This is a genomic window from Tsukamurella sp. NPDC003166 (assembly GCF_040611135.1).
GTDB lineage: Bacteria > Actinomycetota > Actinomycetes > Mycobacteriales > Mycobacteriaceae > Tsukamurella.
Map to the genome: position 1 here is coordinate 16,305 of NZ_JBEXNL010000018.1, position 15,711 is coordinate 32,015.

Sequence of the window (15,711 nt, forward strand, 5' to 3'; positions counted from 1 at the left end):
AGGAAGGACACGAGATGGACATCGCGGGCATGGTTCGCGCGGTCTTCCTCCGCCGCGTCGTGGTGGCCGTGGCGGTCATCGCTGCTGTCGTGTGCGGCGCTGCGGGGTGGAAATCCGTCACGGTCGAGTACGAGTCGGTCGGCGCCGTCGTCGCGATCCCGCCCGGCGCCGGTAACCCCAACCCGGCATTGAACCCGTTCACCAATCTGTCCAACACGGCCCAGCTCGCGCATGTGCTCTCGACGGTCGCGCTCAGCGAGGACGCCCGCAAGGTCGTGGAGGCCAAGGGCGGCTCGCCCGACTACGTCGTCTCGACGGTGGCGGGCGAGGGCTCGTCCGCCCTGCTCTCGCCGCAGGTGTTGTTCGCCGTCCGCGCCCCGGACCAGTGGACCTCCCGAGAGGCCGCCGTCGCGCTGATCGACTTCCTCCGCACGCGGTTGCAGACGATGCAGCAGGAGGCCGGCGCGCTGCCGGGCACGCTCGCCGACCTGCGTGTCAGCGTTGAACCGCGGCCGGGCGTCCTGAGCGGCGCCGATCCGGTGCGCGCGGCCGTCGGGTACGCGATGGGCGGCGTGCTGCTGACGATGTTCGTGTTCGTGATGTTCGCGGGCCTCCGGAGCGCGGTCCGCGGACAGCGGGGCGACGGCCAACCGCGGTCCGGGACACCGCCGGGGTCCGGGGCCGACACACCGTCGGACTGTGAGTCGGAGGCACCGTCGGACCTGGGTACCCGGTCCGGGCTCCCGGACCGGGTACCGCTGTGAGCGAACTGCGGGACTCGCTGCCCGCGGTCGACCCCGTCGAGGTCGGGTCGACGGTGACGCGGCGGATCGCGCAGACGATCGGCCCGCCCGGCGCGGTGTTCGTCGCGGCCGGCGGGTTCGCGCTGCTGTCGATGCGACAGTCGATCCTGGTGCCCGCGACCTACGGCCTGACCCTGGCGCAGACATTGTTCGCGATCGGTGCGGCGGTCTGGGGGACAGCGGCGTTCACGGGATACGCCCCGATGGTGCGCGACCGGACCATCGTCGCGGCGGTGCTCGCGTACGCGTTCGCATCCTTCGTCTCCTACGGCGGATCGATGGCGCGCGGCGTCCCGAGTGGCATCACCGTCGACGCCATGGATCGCTATGTCATGGTCGACATGCTCCTGGTGGGAATGGTGCTGCTGATCCTCGCGGTGGTGCGGTCGGAGCACGCGCTGCGGCTGGTGCTGGGGGGACTCGTTCTCGGTGGAACGGTCAGCGCCCTGTTCGCGCTCGTGTACGCGGCGACGGGGCTCGACCTCGCGCCGAACTTCCGGATCCCGGTGATCACCAAGGCCAGTGACTTCGTCCTGATCAAGAACTTCACCCGCGCCGGACTCAATCGGCCGCAGGGCAGCGCGGGGCACGCGCTGGAGCTGTGCGCCGTGTTGACGGTGCTGACTCCACTGGGCGTGGTGTTGATCCTCAGCGCCCGCAAGCGCGGCGCGAAGGTGTGGCCGTGGGCGCTGTGCACGACGATCATCGTGGCGGCCGACCTCGCGTCGCTGTCCCGGTCGGCCATCGTGGGCGGCGCCGCGGCGGTGGCCGTGATGTGCTGGCGCTGGCCGGTGCGACGCCTCCTGGTGATCGTGACGAGTGCCGTCGGCCTGTTCGTCGTCGGCACGGTGTTCCAGATCAAGGTGATCCTCGCGCTGATCGAGACCTTCGCCGGCTCGGGCAACGACTCGTCGTTGCAATCGCGGGCCGTGGGCCAGGCGTTCGTCGCGGAGAACGTGTGGAAACGTCTCTGGTTCGGCCAGGGCGTGGGCGCGTACCCGACGCTCAAGCAGCCGGTGCTCGACAACCAATACCTCTCGCGGCTCATGGAGGCGGGGATCTTCGGTCTGGTCACCTTCGTCGCCGCGCTCGCGCTCGCCCTGTACCTCGCGATCCGCGCGTCCGCCCGGGCCACCGGGCCCACCGCCGAGCTGGCGAGCGGCATCAGTGGTGCGATCGCCGCACTGATCGTGATCTGCCTGATCCTCGACACCTCCGGCTTCCTGCAGATCTGGTACCTGACCTGGATCCTCGCCGCGCTCGCGGGGGCGGCGTACCGCCTTTCCGGTGAGCGGCCGCCGCCGGATTCCGGTATCGATCCCGCCGGGTAGGATCACGGTCGTGAACCACGTGCACGCCGACGCCGCCGGAACGTCCCGAACCGCCCGCATCTGGGGCTGGGTCGGTGCCGCCGTGGCGCTGGCCACGTCGCTCGTGCACCTGCCGATGCTGGGCGAGCACAGCTGGGTGGTGTCCATCCTCGTTGCGGCGATGCTCATCGGGTGCGCGCACTGCTCCGTCTGCCTGTTCCGCAATCCGACGGTGAGCGCCTGGGTGCTGACCGGCGCGATGGGCGCGATCATGATCGCCCTCCACCCGGTCCTGATGTCGGCGATGAGCTCGTCGATGGGTGGCATGGACCACTCGATGCCCGGCATGGACATGGGCTCGATGAGCCACTCCATGGGCTCGATGGAGCCGTGGATGACCTTGATGATCGTGTTCGCGGCCGCTGAGATCGCCGTCGCCGTGGCCGCCCTCGGCATGATCGCCCTGCGCAGGCGGGCCGCGCGGTGACCACGGTCACCGTCGACCTGCGTAACGAAGGTTCCGGGACCGGAGATAAGTGGAAGATGAACGCGAAGACTGACCTCAAGCGAGCGGGCCTGCGTCGCGCCGCCACCCTGACTGCCGCGACCGCACTGGTCGTGGGCCTGTCCGGGGGCATCGCCCACGCCGACCCCGATGCCACCGCCAAGCCGACCGCGCCGGCGTCGGACCTGCTGGCGAATTCCAGCGACTTCCCCGGCGGCTACATCATCGTGCCCGCGCCGCAGCAGCGGCTGGCGAACGAGCTGGGCGCCGACCCGTTGACCCTCGCATCGTCGGCGAAGGTGAACCCGCCGGAGTGCAAGAACCTGCTGTCCGCGTTGAAGAGTTCCGAGGGCGACGCGAACACGATCGCCGGCGTGAACGACAAGGACCGCAAGAGCCTCAGCGCGTCGCTGGTGGCCAAGGACGTCGACGTCGACACGCTCAAGGTCGGGCTGCTCAAGATGTGCTCCGACGTGACCATCGAGACGGGCGACCCGCGCGGCGGCACGATCAAGGCCCGCGCCATCACCAAGGAGGTGGCCTCGGACACGCAGAAGGCCACCTTCGAGATCGCTCTCGACGGCACCCGCACCAAGGGCACCGATTCCTTCCCGATCCACCAGAAGGTGCTGGTCGGCGTGGCCTCGCTGCGCGGCTACACCGTCGCGGTGCAGGGCACCAAGCTGGGCGGCGATCCCGATCGCGGCGAGTTCGATTCGTTCTTCGACAAGTCCGTGAAGAAGATCAAGGACGCGAAGTAGCTTGTCGGCGGTGGCGCAGGAGCAGTCGGGAGCCGCTGCGGAGGCGGAGCAGCAGCGCCCGGTCGCGGCGCCCCGCGGCGGGCTCGCCGCACTCCTGATCGGCTCGGCCGCCGCCCTCGCGGTGGTGCTCTGGCTCGTCGCGAGCGAGGGCGAGCTGCGCTACCTCGTCAACGGCAACGCCTACCCGGGCGCGCTCACCGCGTACGGGGCGGCCGTGGGCCGGCTGGTCGGCACCGTCGCCGCGGCCCTGACCTTCGGGTCGATCGGCTACGCCGTGTTCCGCACGAGGGCTCTCGACTCGGGCGAGCTCGGCCTGCGCGGCTACCTCACGCAACTGCAGGCCCGACGGTACGCCGCCGTCTGGGCCGTCGTGTCCGTCCCGATGGTGTTCCTCGCGGCCGCGGAGAACGCCGCCCAGGACCTCGTGGCCACGTACCGGGTCGGCGGGCTCGGGGTGCTGATCTCGGCATCGGAGACCGCGAAGGGGTGGATCGTCTCGCTGGTCTGCGCGGTGGCCGTGTACGTGGCGCTGCGCACCGCGTACACCTGGGTCGCGCACCTGTGGATCCTGCTGCCCGCCGTGGTGGGCCTGCTCGCGACGGTCGTCACCGCCAACGAGACGCAGAACTGGAACCACGACTACTCCACCGCGGCCGTGACCACCCTCGCCGTCGTCGCGGCGCTGTGGCTCGGCGGGCTGTGGTCGGCGGTGCGCCTGCCGGCGCGGCCGGAGCGGCGCTGGATCGGCCCGGTGTTCGCGGCGCTCGCGCTCGTCAACGGCGCGGTGATCGCGCTGATCATGGCGCCCGGCTCCGACCTCTGGGTCACGTGGTACGGCCAGCTGCTGCTGGCCACCGGCGTGCTCCTCGTGGCGGCGGGCGCGGCGCACTGGCTGCGCGCGCTGCCCGCCGCGGCTGCGCTGTTGACCGCGGCGTTCGGCACCGCGATCGCGGCGTCCGAGCTGACCCCGCCGCCCTTCCTGCGCAGCCGGCCCACCGTGGGCGAGAACTTCCTCGGCTACGACCTCCCGGACCCGCCGAGTGCGATGGCCTTCCTCGGGAACTGGCGTCCCGACCTGAACCTCGCCCCCTTCGCGATCGCCCTCGCCGTCGGCTATCTGATCCTGGTCCGGCGGACGGCGAACTGGCCGTGGTACCGCACCGTGCTGTTCCTGCTGGGCTGCGCCGCGCTGCTCACCCTGACCAGCTCCGGGCTGCGCACCTACTCCAATGCGATGTTCAGCGTGCACATGGTGGTGCACATGCTGATGACCTCGATCGTCCCGGTGTTCCTCCTGCTGGGGGCGCCCGTGACGCTGCTGCGCGACACGCTGCGCGGCGCCCCCGCGCGGTGGCTGGCCATGCTGCTCGACTCCCGGTCGTTCGCGGTGCTGATGCGGCCGGCCGTGCAACTGGCGCTGTTCGCGTGCGTGTTGTACGGGTTGTACTTCACACCGCTGTTCGACAGCATCGGTCGCTTCCACTGGGGCCACCTGGCCATCTACGCCGCGCTGTTGTTCACCGGGTTCCTGTTCTACTGGCGGGTGTTCCAGATCGATCCGGTGCCGACCGAGCTGCCCTTCATCGGCCGGATCGGCATGCTGCTGGCGATGATGCCGATCACCATGGTGTACGCCCTCATCGTCATGACGATGGACGGGCTGGTCGGCTCGCGGCTGTACCTGTACCTCGATTTCCCGTGGATGACGGACCTGCACCGCGACCAGTTCGTGGGCGGCGTCGTGGCCTGGGCGACCGACGAGGCGGCCATCGCGCTCGTGACGCTGGGACTGGTGCTGCACTGGGCTTGGCGCAACCGCGACGAGGACTCCGAGCCCGAGCTGCTCTGATACGAGGTGAGGACCGCGTGGTGATCTTGCGGGCACTGACGGATTCTGAAAAGATGGAGGTGCGTCGTTGACGCACCTGTTGGGCTAGATGCTCAACGAGTCCTATGGCCCCCTCGGGGGCCATAGTTGTATCCGGGGGCGGATGCGGGGGAGGGGTCTTGGAGTGCACTTCTGCTATGTCGACGAGGCAGGTGACGCCGAGCGGTTCGGGGTTGATCTGCCCGATCAGCCACCTGTCTTCGCCCTGGTGGGAATGACTGTCCCGTCATCGCAGCAGAAGTCTCTGATCTGGGACTTCCTGCAGTTGAAGAAAGAATTCGAACCCCGTCTGGCGCGGGTGCGGCTGTCCGAGTTGATCCGCGTGGAGGTCAAGGGGAGCTCGATTCGCCGGGACCTTCGTAGCCACAACCGGAACACACGGCGTGCGGCGATCGGGAAACTCGAGCGCACCCTGCGACTGGTGGAGGAACACGGCTGCCAGTTGCTCGGCAAGGTTGTCGTCAAGTGTGTCGATCAACCGATCGTCGATGCGACCGTTTACCCGCGAGCTGTGTCGGATCTGGCCGCGTCGTTCGAAAGCCTACTCGCTGCCAGCAATGACCCTGGTGTGATGATTCTGGACTCGCGTACGAAGGTGAAGAACGCTGGAAACGTGCACAGGATTACCACCCAACGATTCAAGTCGGGCGGAGACCTTCTTCCGCACCTCGCGGAGGCGCCACTGTTCGGACACAGCGATACACATGTGCCGTTGCAGATCGTCGACGTCATCGCCTCGGGAATCGTGTTTCCGGCCGCGTGTCTGCAGTATTGCGGCGATCTTGACTGGAACACGCATGTTCGCTCCGAGTACGGCGCTCTGAAGGAACGTTTCGGTCGACGGTTACAGGCGCTCGAGTATCGGTTCGTTGATCGAGACGGAGTGCGGCGGGGAGGTTTCCAAGTTGAGGATCGCGTCGCGCGTCGCGGGACGCACCTGCTGTTCCGTGACTAGCGCGTCCCGAACTTCCGCAGGCGCAGGCTGTTCCACACCACGAAGAACGAGCTGAAGGCCATCGCGGCGGCGCCGATGAGGGGGTTGAGCAGGCCCGCGACGGCGACGGGGATCGCGGCCACGTTGTAGCCGAAGGCCCACACCAGGTTCGTCTTGATGGTCTTCAGAGTCGCGCGGGCCAGGCCCAGCGCGTCGGGCACCGCGGACAGCTCCTCGCGCATGAGGACGACATCGGCGGCGCTCTGCGCCACGTCGGTGCCGGTGCCCATCGCCAGGCCCAGGTCCGCGGCGGCCAGGGCGGGGCCGTCGTTCACCCCGTCGCCCACCATGGCGACCTTCCGGCCCGCTGCCTGCAGCTCCCGAACGGCGGCGACCTTCCCGTCCGGCAGCACGTCGGCGCGCACGTCGTCGATCCCGACGAGCGCCGCGACTTTCGCCGCGGCCGCCGCGTTGTCGCCGGTGAGGAGCACCGTCCGGATCCCGGCCCCGTGCAGCCGCGCGACCGCGGCGGCGGCGTCGGGCTTGATCGTGTCGGCCACTTCGAGGACGGCGGCGACGGCACCGTCGACCTCCACGACGGCGACGGTGCGCCCGGCCTCGGCCGCGGCGGCGACGGCCCCGGCGAGCGCCCCGGGCGGGGCGAAGCGGGGCGATCCGACGCGCACGGAGGCACCGTCGACCGTGCCGGACGCCCCGAGCCCGGGCACGGCCCGGAAGTCCTCGACGGCGGGGAGGCCCGCGCCCGCGCGCGCGACGACGGCACGCGCGACGGCGTGCTCGGACGCGTCCTCGACCGCCCCGGCCAGCCGCAGCACCGCGTCCTCGGTGAACCCCGGCGCGACGGTCACGGTCGCCACCGAGAGTGCGCCGGTGGTGACGGTGCCCGTCTTGTCGAAGACGACGGTGTCGATGGTCTCGGTGGCCTCCAGGGCCCGGTGGCCGCGGATGTACACGCCGAGCTGCGCGCCCCGCCCCGACGCCACCATGAACGCGACCGGCGTCGCGAGCCCGAGCGCGCACGGGCAGGCGATCACCAGCACGGCGATCGCGGCCTTCACGGCGTGGTCGAGGGATCCGCTCCCGATCAGCCATCCCACGAAGGTGAGCGTCGCGATGACGAAGACGCAGGGCACGAAGACGGCGGACACGCGGTCGGCGAGGCGCTGCATCCGCGCCTTGGTGGCCTGCGCGTCCTCGACGAGCCGCAGCATCGCCGCGAAGGTGGTGTCCTCGCCGACGGCGGTGGCGCGGACCGTCAGGCGGCCGTCCTGGCAGACGGTGCCGCCCACGACCCGGTCGCCGGGCCCGGCGGGAACGGGCCGGGACTCGCCCGTCATCGCCGAGTTGTCGACGAACGCCGACCCGGATTCGACGATGCCGTCCGTCGGAAAGGTCTCGCCCGGGCGCACCACGAAGACCTGCTCCTCGCGCAGCTCCCCCACGGGAATACGGAGCTCGGACCAGACCTGATCCGGCCCGCTCTCCGCGCTCCCGGCGCCGCTTCGGACCAGCACCGACGCCTCGCGGGCGCCGCGCGCCGCGAGCTCGCGCAACGCCGACGCGGCCTTCGCCCGCGCGGACGCCTCGAAGTAGCGGCCGGCCAGCACGAAGACCGTGACCCCCATCGCGACCTCGAGGTAGATCGGGTCCGACTGGAGCACGGCGTTCCAGAAGCCGTGCGGGTCGGGGCGCTGCCGCCCCGGGGTGAGCACGGTGACCACCGACCACGCTGTGGCCGCGGTGATCCCGACCGACACCAGCGTGTCCATGGTCGCGGCGCCGTGCCGCGCGCCCTGGAGGGCCCGCTTGTGCAGCGGCCAGGCGCCCCACGTCACGACGGGCAGGCTCAGCGCGAGCAGCACCCACTGCCATCCCGTGAACCGCGTGGAAGGGATGGTCGCGAGCACGATCGACAGGTCCGCGGCGGGCACGAACAGGACCAGCGAGACGATCAGCCGGCGCAGGACGTCGCGCCGTTCGCGCTCTTCGGCGAGGATCGCGCGCCGGGGGTTCGGGGACTTGGGGGCCGCGGTGTACCCCGCGGCCTCGACGGTGCCGGTCAGCTGCTCGACGGTGACCGTCGGCGCGTGTTCGACGGTGGCCGTCCGCGTCGCGAGGTTGACCACGGCGCGCACCCCGTCGAGCTTGTTGAGCTTGCGCTCGACCCGCCCGACGCACGCGGCGCAGGTCATGCCGCCGACGTCGAGGAAGGTGCGCTGCGCCTGCCCCGGCTCCACCGCCGCAGCGGTCTCCGGGGCGGCCTGATCGAGGTCCGTCACCCCTCCAGTATCCGCGCCCGCGCGGTCCGACGCGAAAACCGGCTCGGACCTGCGCGGGCGAGGAGATCAGTTGAGGATCTGGCCGGCGTCGACCCGCAGGTCGAGGCCGGTCACGTACCGGGCGTCGTCGGAGGCGAGGTAGGCGACCGCGTTCGCGATGTCCTCGGGCTCGATCCAGGCCAGGTCCAACAGCGGGATCGTCGCGAACCGCGGCTCGACGTTCTCGCGGGTCAGCTGGTCCTCGGGGAGGTCCGGGGCGAACAGCGCGTAGGTCGGCCGGTTGTGGATCAGCTTGGTGTTGACGGTCGTGGGCGCAACGCTGTTCACCCGCACCTTGTAGGGCGCGAGCTCCATCGCGATGGTCTTCACCAGGCCCGACACACCGTGCTTCGCCGCGCAGTAGGGCGACATGTTCGGCGCGCCGATGGTGGCCATCGACGAGGTCGTGAAGATCATCGAGCCGCCCTCGTTCTGCTGCTTGAGGATCGGGATCGCGGCCTTGGCGGTGTGCCAGACGCCCTTGAGATTGACGTCCTGCACCACATCCCACATCTCCTCGGTGATGTCCTCGGTGAGGCCGTAGTTCCACATGCCGGCGTTGGCGACCACGATGTCGAGGCGGCCGAGCTGCCGCACGCCCTCGTCGAGCGCGGCCTTGAGCCCCGCGAAGTCCCGCACGTCGACCTGCGCCGACACCATGGTGCGGCCCAGCTCCTTGACGGCACGTTCGGTGTCCTCGAGGTCGGCGAGCGTGGCGCCCTCGGCGACGTTCGTGGCGATCGGCGCGCACGCGTCGACCCCGATGATGTCGGCGCCCTCCGATGCCAGCTTCAGTGCCTCCGCGCGGCCCTGGCCGCGGGCGACGCCGGTGATGAAGGCGACCTTGTTGTCGAGACGTCCCATGATGAATCTCCTCGTTATCGGTGCTGGAAGGGTGAATCGGTGCAGATCGGTGAGCCGGAGTTCAGGCGGGGGTGCCGAGCACGATCCCGTAGGCGCGGCGGCTCAGATCGCCGGAGAGATCGACGGTGATCGACTTGTCCTGGACGAACTCGTCCAGCGCGTCCGGCCCCAGCTCGCGGCCGATGCCACTGCGCTTGTAGCCGCCGAAGGGCAGGTACTGCGACATGTTGTGCCAGTCGTTGATCCAGACGGAGCCGGCCTCGAGCTCGGCCGCGACGTCCAATGCGCGCTGGTTGTCCGTCGACCAGACGCCGGCGGCCAGTCCGTAGTCGCTGTCGTTGGCGATGGCGATCGCTTCCTCGACGGTGTCGTAGGCGATCACGGACAGGACGGGGCCGAAGATCTCCTCGCGGGCGATCCGCATGTCGTTGGTGACGCCGGTGAACACTGTCGGGAGGACCCAGTGACCGGATTCGAAGCCCGGCACCGTCGGGGTTTCGCCGCCGGTCACGATGGTCGCGCCCTCCGCGCGCCCCACCCGGATGTACTCCGTGACGCGTTCGAACTGCGCGGGGCTCGCGAGCGGGCCGAGGTCGGTGGCCGGGTCGGCGGGATCGCCGAGGCGCAACGTCTGTAGCCGCGCCACCAGCTTCGCCACGAACTCGTCGTGGATGGATCGGGGCAGCAGCAGTCGGCTGCCGGATTCGCAGGCCTGGCCCGCGTGCAGCGCGAAGCCGTAGATGGTGCCGTCGACGGCGGTATCGAGGTCGGCGTCGTCGAGCACGATGTTGGCGCTCTTGCCGCCCAGCTCGAGCAGCACCCGCTTGATCGACCGGGCGGCGTTCGCCATGATCCGGCTGCCGACGGCGGTCGAGCCGGTGAAGGTGATCAGTGCGACGTCGTCGTGGTTCACCAGATGCTCGCCCACGACGGGCCCGTCGCCGATCAGCACGTTGAGCACGCCGTCCGGCAGGCCGGCATCCCGCAGCAGGGTGGCGAGCTCGAGCGCGAAGCTGGGCGTGCGCTCGTCGACCTTGAGCACCACGCTGTTGCCGGTCGCGATCGCCGGGATCGACTTCCACACCGCGGTGCTCGCGGGGAAGTTCCACGGGCAGATCCCCGCGACACGCCCAGCGGTTCCTTGCGGATGATCCCGCCGTGCAGCACTTGACCGGACACCGGGGCGGAGCGGGTGAACTCGTAGCCGCGCAGCAGGTCGGCGTAGTAGCGCAGGTGCATGAGCGGGAAGCCGACGCCCAGCGCCGACGCCGTCCGGATCGGCATGCCCGTCTCCCGGGAGCCGATCGCCGCGATCTCGTCGAACCGTGCTTCGAGCGCGTCCGCCGCGCGATCGAGGACGGCTGCCCGCTCCACGGGAGACGTGCGTCGCCACGTGCCGGTCTCGAACGCCCGCCGGGCCGCCGCCACGGCCTCGTCCACCTGTTCGACGGAGGCGCGCGCCGCCGTCTCGACCACCGCCCCGTCGGCGGGGGAGACGATGTCGTACCGCGCGTCGGTATCGACCCATCGGCCGTCGATGAAGTTGCGGTAGTGCGGGATGGGGTGCGCCGCTGGGGTGGTGGGCATCGTCGGGCTCCGTTTCACTGAGGTTGTGGCACACAGTGCCAATAACTCGAGTGGTGCGGAACACGTTTCTCGCTCACCGAGAACGCATATGTGTCCTCGATCTCACGGGACCGGTGTCCGTGATCTGCGTCTAGTCGGTGGTGCCGGTCGCGTATTGGACCTGCCGCAGGAGGTACTCGACCCGGGGGTCGGCGGTCGCGGTCATCGTGCTCAGCGAGAGGCCGATCGCGGACGCGGCGGCGTGCAAGGGGGGAAGTAGCGCGGAGACCGGAGGTCCGGCGGAAGCGGTGGTGACCGACACTGCGGCGATGACGCGCCCGGCGTCGTCGTGCACCGGAACCGCGGTGCCCACCGAACCAACCGTGATCCACTCCGAGACCGTCGCGTGCCCGCGCCGTGCGGCCTCGTCGAGGATGCGGCCGAGGCTCTCCGTGTCGACGACGGTGTGCTGGGTGAACCTGACCAGCCGCGCGCTGCGGAGGATCCGCTGGCGCACGCGCGGCGGACCCATCGCCACCAGCAGCAGCCCTGGTGAACTGGCCAGTGCGGGCAGCCGGACGCCGGGGTGGGTGATGTTGAGCGCTGCCGCGGCGCGCGGGTGGACGGTGTCCACATTGAGCACATCGTCACCGTCGAGCACGGACAGCAGGGCTGCGGCGCCGACGGTGGCACTGAGCTGCTCGAGGTGCGGCCGAGTGACCGCGCGCACCCGCTGGACATCGGGCCGGGCGCGTTCGGCGATCTCCCAGAGCCGGTCCCCGATGCGGACGCGGCGGTCGGCGTCCCGTGCGAGCAAGCGCAGATCCACGAGCTCGCCGACGATCCGATGCGTCGACGGGACGGGGATCCCGGTGCGGCGGGCCAGGTCGGTGGCGGTGAGCGGCCCCGGCGCCGTCTTGCACGCCTCGAGAACCCGGACCACCCGGGAGATCATCGATTCGCCGGGCTCGGACATGCTCGCCTCCCAACCCCGCCGGAGAAGCGCGAAAGGCCTTGATACCGGCTCCCGGAATGGGGGGAGGAGGGGGAACCGGTATCAAGGCTCAATCACGCAGCCACCGACGTGGGGGGAGACGTCATATGGCGGCCGCAGAACTTACGATACGTGGTGTACGCGTACGCGCGCCACCTTTCCCGCGATGCGCCGCGCCGTGTCGATGCGCAGCAGCTCACGGCCGGTTGTCACGACCGTTTTGCAAGGCCATCGCGCAGCACGTCGAGAGCGGCGTCGACCTCGACGCGGGCGTCGGCGCTCACGCCGACCGAGTTGATGAATCCGTGCAGTGAGCCGGGCGCCAACTGGGTGGTGGCGTCGACCCCGGCGTCACGCAGACGCTGCGCGTAGGCGGCGCCCTCATCGCGCAGCGGGTCGAAGCCGGCCACCACGACGTGGGTCCGCCCGATACCACCGAGGCTGTCGGCGTGCCGCACGTCGAACCTGGGGTCCGTGTCCTGGCCGGGCTCCGGCGTGTAGAGCTGCCGGAACCACTCGATGTCGGCCTTGGTGAGGAAGTAGCCCTCGGCGAAGGTGTCGCGGCTGCGGTTCGCCGGATCGGCACCCGTCACGGGGTAGAACAGCAGCGAGAAGGCGGGCTGTGCGCCGCCCTCGAGCGATAGCTCGCGGGCCGCGACCGCCGCCAGGTTGCCGCCCGCGCTGTCGCCGGACACGGCGACCCGAGCGGGGTCGGCGCCGAGCTGATCGGCGTGCTCGAGGGCCCACTTCGTCGCCGCGACGGCGTCGTCGGCGGCCGCGGGGAAGGTCGCCTCCGGAGCGAGCCGGTAGTCGACCGACAGCACGCGCACGCGCGCACGGTCGGCGATGTACCGGCACGGCGCGTCGTGCGAGTCCAGGTCGCCGAGCACGAATCCACCGCCGTGGAAGAAGACCACCAGGGCAGATCCGGCTTCGAGCCCCGCGGGGGTGTAGAGCCGCGCCGGGAGGGGGCCCGCGGCACCGTCGACCATGAGGCCCCGGGCGCCGACCGTCGGACCGGCGCCGGTGCCGACGGCCTGGCCGAGCTTGGTCAGCGACGCGCGCGAGACGGCGACATCGCGGTTGCCGGACAGCCCGTCGACGCCCTGCAGGCCCAGCAATAGGAGCGTGATCTGCGAGTCGATGCCGAGTTCGTTGCCCTCGACGGTCTGCGGGGTCCCGAGTCGCTGCTTGACGGCCACGGGCAGTCCGAACAGCAGCTTCGCGCCGCCCGCGACGACCGGCGTCGGGATCTTCTGGGAGAGCGTGTGGAGGAGGTCGGTGAGCGCCATGGCCCCGATAGTAGGACGTGCGTCACGTTTCCCGGAGGGCGCGGCGGCCTCCGGTGTTCCGGCCCTCGGGGCGCGGGTGGTCAGTCGTCGTCGCGCGGACCGTACTTGGCGATGTAGTCGGCGTGCAGGTCCGCCTCCTTCTGCCGCGCGATCACGTCGACGAGCTCGGGATCGAGGCCGTGATGCCGCAGCCGTCCGCGCCGGTAGATCTTGTTCAGGACGATCGAGAAGTAGATGAACGGGATGAAGATCGGCAGCGTCATGGTCATCCGGTTCAGCACCGACGTGTCGATGAACCAGAACGGGACGAGGATCAGGAAGCAGGGGATCGCGAACCGCACGATCGTGCGCATCGCGGCCCCGGGCCCGGCGAGGTCGTGTGCGACCCAGGGGTGCATCGACGGCGGCAGGACCGTGCGGCCGTAGGCGTACGGAATGAATTGCAGCAGGTTCGGCTTGCTCCGGCCTTCGCTCATCGCTCCATGCTCCTCTCGGTTCCGACGCACGACCTCTCCGGGCTATTTCTACGAGCGCCACTTGTAATAATAGAAGATCGATGCCGTGGACCGTTAGTGGGAACCCCCGGGACCGGCGCACCGCATAGAATCGGCTGCTGTGAGTCCCGGCAGAAACGATCAGACCGCGCAGAGCATCCTGTCTGCGGCGGTGTCGAGCATCGGTAGCGTCGGCATTTCGCGGACCACGATGGAGAACGTCGCGAACCTCGCCGGCATCGGCGTGGCCACGGTCTACCGCCGGTTCAATCGCAAGGACAACCTCGTCCAGCAGGCCATCCGGTACGAGGCGGAGCAACTGCTCAGCGCGGTCGAACAGCAGGTCAAGGGCCTGAGCACCGTCGAGGAGGCGCTGACGGAGGGGTTCGTCGCGTTCCTGCGGGAGGCGCACCGCCGGCCCCTGATCCGAGGCATCGGCGACGGCAATGTCGTGGTCGGCCTGCCGATGATCGCGCAGGGCGGCGGCATGCTCATCGAGATCGGCCGTGAGTTCGCCGCGCACATCATCGAGGGGTTCCAAGCCAAGGGCGAGCTGCCCGAGTTCGACGCCAAACCCATCGCGGAGATCTTCGCGCGGGTCGGGCACTCGGTGCTGCTCGCGCCGGACGGTCTGATCAGTTTCGACGACCCCTACGCCGCCGGCCGGGTGGTCCGTGAGTGCCTGATGCCCGCGATCGCGGCGCAGGCCGCGGCCGCCGGCGGCGTGGCATCGGGCGGCGCCTCGTGATCCGGCCCGCGACACCGGCGGACGTGCCGGAGATCCTCACCATGATCGCCGAGCTCGCCGCGTACGAGAAGGAGCCCGACGCCGCGGTCGCGACCGCCGAGCAGCTGCGCGCTGCGTTGTTCGGTCCCGCTCCGGCCGTCTTCGCCCGCATCGCCGCTGAGGTCGGCGCCGACGGCGTCGAGACCGTCGTCGGCATGGCCGTGTACTTCCGCACCTTCTCCACCTGGACCGGCACGCACGGCATCTGGCTCGAAGATCTCTACGTGCGCCCCGGCGTGCGCGGCGGCGGGCACGGCAAGCAGCTGCTGGCGACCCTCGCGCAGGAGTGCCGGGACAACGGCTACGAGCGGCTCGAGTGGACCGTCCTCGACTGGAACGCGCCTGCCATCGGCTTCTACCGGTCCATCGGGGCCGTCCCCATGGACGAGTGGACCACGCAGCGGCTCACCGGCCCGGCGCTCGGGGCCCTGGCCGCCGTCGCCGACGGTGCCGCCGGGTCCGGTTCGGCGGACGCGCGGTCCGGCTCGGCGGACGGTGCCTGATGGACGTCTTCGAGGCGATCCTGCGCCGTCGCGACGTGCGCAACGAGTTCGCGGGCGAGGTCATCGACGACGACCGCCTGCTGCGCATCCTCAGCGCCGCGCACAGCGCGCCGAGCGTCGGCAACACGCAACCCTGGGACTTCGTCGTGGTGCAGGACCCGGAAACGCTCGCCCGGTTCGCAGCACACGTCGGCGACTGCCGCGAGGACTTCGCGCGCTCCCTCCCCGAGGACCGGAAGGACACCTTCAATCCCATCTCGATCGAGGGGATCGAGTCCTCGCGGACCGGCGTCGTGGTCACCTACGACCCGACCCGCGGCGGCACGCACATCCTGGGCCGGCACACGATCGACGAGACCGGACACCTGTCGGTGGCGCTGGCCATCCAGAACCTGTGGTTGGCCGCGACGGCGGAGGGTATCGGCGTGGGCTGGGTGTCGTTCTACCGCGAGCCCTTCCTGCGGGAACTGGTCGACGTGCCGGACCACGTGCACGTCGTCGCGTGGCTCTGCGTGGGGCCGGTGACCAGGCTGCAGACCGTCCCCGACCTGGAGCGATTCGGCTGGCGGCAGCGGCGGCCCCTCTCCGAGGCGGTGCATCGGGAGCATTACCCGAACGGCGATGTCGGTCCCGATCGTTAGACTGCGGGCATCTGACGAGGGGAACCCAGT

The 15,711-nt window shown here is 70.3% G+C and carries 14 protein-coding genes and 1 pseudogene; 9 read left to right on the forward strand and 6 right to left on the reverse strand.

Features of this window, described 5'->3' with window-relative positions; translation table 11 throughout:
* The first annotated feature begins 14 nt into the window (after positions 1-14).
* From ABZX10_RS18100 to ABZX10_RS18125, 6 genes are all read left to right on the forward strand, one after another.
* Positions 15-764, forward strand: coding sequence for a hypothetical protein (locus ABZX10_RS18100; protein ID WP_355542896.1), 750 nt, complete (start codon positions 15-17; stop codon positions 762-764).
* Entirely contained in the window at positions 761-2,134 is a 1,374-nt protein-coding gene (locus ABZX10_RS18105) for an O-antigen ligase family protein (RefSeq protein WP_355542899.1), read from the forward strand. Before ABZX10_RS18100 ends, ABZX10_RS18105 begins: the two co-directional genes overlap by 4 nt.
* A gap of 10 nt (positions 2,135-2,144) precedes the next feature.
* Complete coding sequence (locus tag ABZX10_RS18110) at positions 2,145-2,600, forward strand: hypothetical protein (protein ID WP_355542901.1); 456 nt, start codon at positions 2,145-2,147, stop codon at positions 2,598-2,600.
* A gap of 56 nt (positions 2,601-2,656) precedes the next feature.
* Positions 2,657-3,379, forward strand: a complete 723-nt coding sequence (locus ABZX10_RS18115; RefSeq protein WP_355542904.1) for a hypothetical protein — start codon at positions 2,657-2,659, stop codon at positions 3,377-3,379.
* A gap of 10 nt (positions 3,380-3,389) precedes the next feature.
* On the forward strand, positions 3,390-5,228 hold the full coding sequence (locus ABZX10_RS18120) for a cytochrome c oxidase assembly protein (RefSeq protein ID WP_355542907.1): 1,839 nt from the start codon (positions 3,390-3,392) through the stop codon (positions 5,226-5,228).
* 163 nt (positions 5,229-5,391) lie between these two features.
* Positions 5,392-6,222: a DUF3800 domain-containing protein gene (locus tag ABZX10_RS18125; protein ID WP_355542910.1), complete on the forward strand. Its 831-nt coding sequence runs from the start codon at positions 5,392-5,394 to the stop codon at positions 6,220-6,222.
* Here ABZX10_RS18125 and ABZX10_RS18130 read toward each other — a convergent pair.
* From ABZX10_RS18130 to ABZX10_RS18155, 6 genes and pseudogenes are all read right to left on the reverse strand, one after another.
* Positions 6,219-8,501: a heavy metal translocating P-type ATPase gene (locus ABZX10_RS18130; RefSeq protein WP_355542913.1), complete on the reverse strand. Its 2,283-nt coding sequence runs from the start codon at positions 8,499-8,501 to the stop codon at positions 6,219-6,221. The two genes, ABZX10_RS18125 and ABZX10_RS18130, sit on opposite strands and share 4 nt — an antisense overlap.
* Positions 8,502-8,567: 66 nt before the next feature.
* Positions 8,568-9,404 (reverse strand): mycofactocin-coupled SDR family oxidoreductase, encoded by an 837-nt coding sequence (locus ABZX10_RS18135; protein ID WP_355542916.1) that lies wholly within the window; start codon positions 9,402-9,404, stop codon positions 8,568-8,570.
* Positions 9,405-9,465: 61 nt separating this feature from the next.
* Positions 9,466-10,991 (reverse strand): annotated as a pseudogene (locus ABZX10_RS18140) (aldehyde dehydrogenase family protein).
* A 130-nt stretch (positions 10,992-11,121) separates the two neighbouring features.
* Positions 11,122-11,946 (reverse strand): IclR family transcriptional regulator, encoded by an 825-nt coding sequence (locus ABZX10_RS18145; protein WP_355542920.1) that lies wholly within the window; start codon positions 11,944-11,946, stop codon positions 11,122-11,124.
* 227 nt (positions 11,947-12,173) lie between these two features.
* Positions 12,174-13,256 carry an alpha/beta hydrolase gene (locus ABZX10_RS18150; protein ID WP_355542923.1) on the reverse strand — a complete coding sequence of 361 codons (1,083 nt, stop codon included), beginning with the start codon at positions 13,254-13,256 and terminating at the stop codon, positions 12,174-12,176.
* A gap of 80 nt (positions 13,257-13,336) precedes the next feature.
* Entirely contained in the window at positions 13,337-13,732 is a 396-nt protein-coding gene (locus tag ABZX10_RS18155) for a DUF5313 domain-containing protein (protein WP_355542926.1), read from the reverse strand.
* 139 nt (positions 13,733-13,871) lie between these two features.
* On the opposite strand from ABZX10_RS18155, the gene ABZX10_RS18160 reads away from it, so the two are divergent.
* Genes ABZX10_RS18160 through bluB form a run of 3 tightly spaced genes read left to right on the forward strand, consistent with a single transcriptional unit; the run spans position 13,872 to position 15,681 of the window.
* Entirely contained in the window at positions 13,872-14,498 is a 627-nt protein-coding gene (locus ABZX10_RS18160) for a TetR/AcrR family transcriptional regulator (protein ID WP_355542929.1), read from the forward strand.
* Positions 14,495-15,040: a GNAT family N-acetyltransferase gene (locus ABZX10_RS18165; RefSeq protein ID WP_355542932.1), complete on the forward strand. Its 546-nt coding sequence runs from the start codon at positions 14,495-14,497 to the stop codon at positions 15,038-15,040. Before ABZX10_RS18160 ends, ABZX10_RS18165 begins: the two co-directional genes overlap by 4 nt.
* A complete protein-coding gene (gene bluB / locus ABZX10_RS18170) occupies positions 15,040-15,681 on the forward strand; it encodes a 5,6-dimethylbenzimidazole synthase (RefSeq protein ID WP_355542935.1) in 642 nt (213 codons plus the stop codon). The genes ABZX10_RS18165 and bluB overlap by 1 nt, the downstream gene beginning before the upstream one ends.
* The last annotated feature ends 30 nt before the right edge of the window (positions 15,682-15,711 follow it).

Coding starts and splice junctions, on each gene's coding strand:
- ABZX10_RS18100 (WP_355542896.1), top strand. CDS start 15: ATGGACATCGCGGGCATGGTTCGCGCGGTCTTCCTCCGCCGCGTCGTG.
- ABZX10_RS18115 (WP_355542904.1), top strand. CDS start 2,657: ATGAACGCGAAGACTGACCTCAAGCGAGCGGGCCTGCGTCGCGCCGCC.
- ABZX10_RS18135 (WP_355542916.1), bottom strand. CDS start 9,404: ATGGGACGTCTCGACAACAAGGTCGCCTTCATCACCGGCGTCGCCCGC.
- ABZX10_RS18145 (WP_355542920.1), bottom strand. CDS start 11,946: ATGTCCGAGCCCGGCGAATCGATGATCTCCCGGGTGGTCCGGGTTCTC.
- ABZX10_RS18150 (WP_355542923.1), bottom strand. CDS start 13,256: ATGGCGCTCACCGACCTCCTCCACACGCTCTCCCAGAAGATCCCGACG.
- ABZX10_RS18155 (WP_355542926.1), bottom strand. CDS start 13,732: ATGAGCGAAGGCCGGAGCAAGCCGAACCTGCTGCAATTCATTCCGTAC.
- bluB (WP_355542935.1), top strand. CDS start 15,040: ATGGACGTCTTCGAGGCGATCCTGCGCCGTCGCGACGTGCGCAACGAG.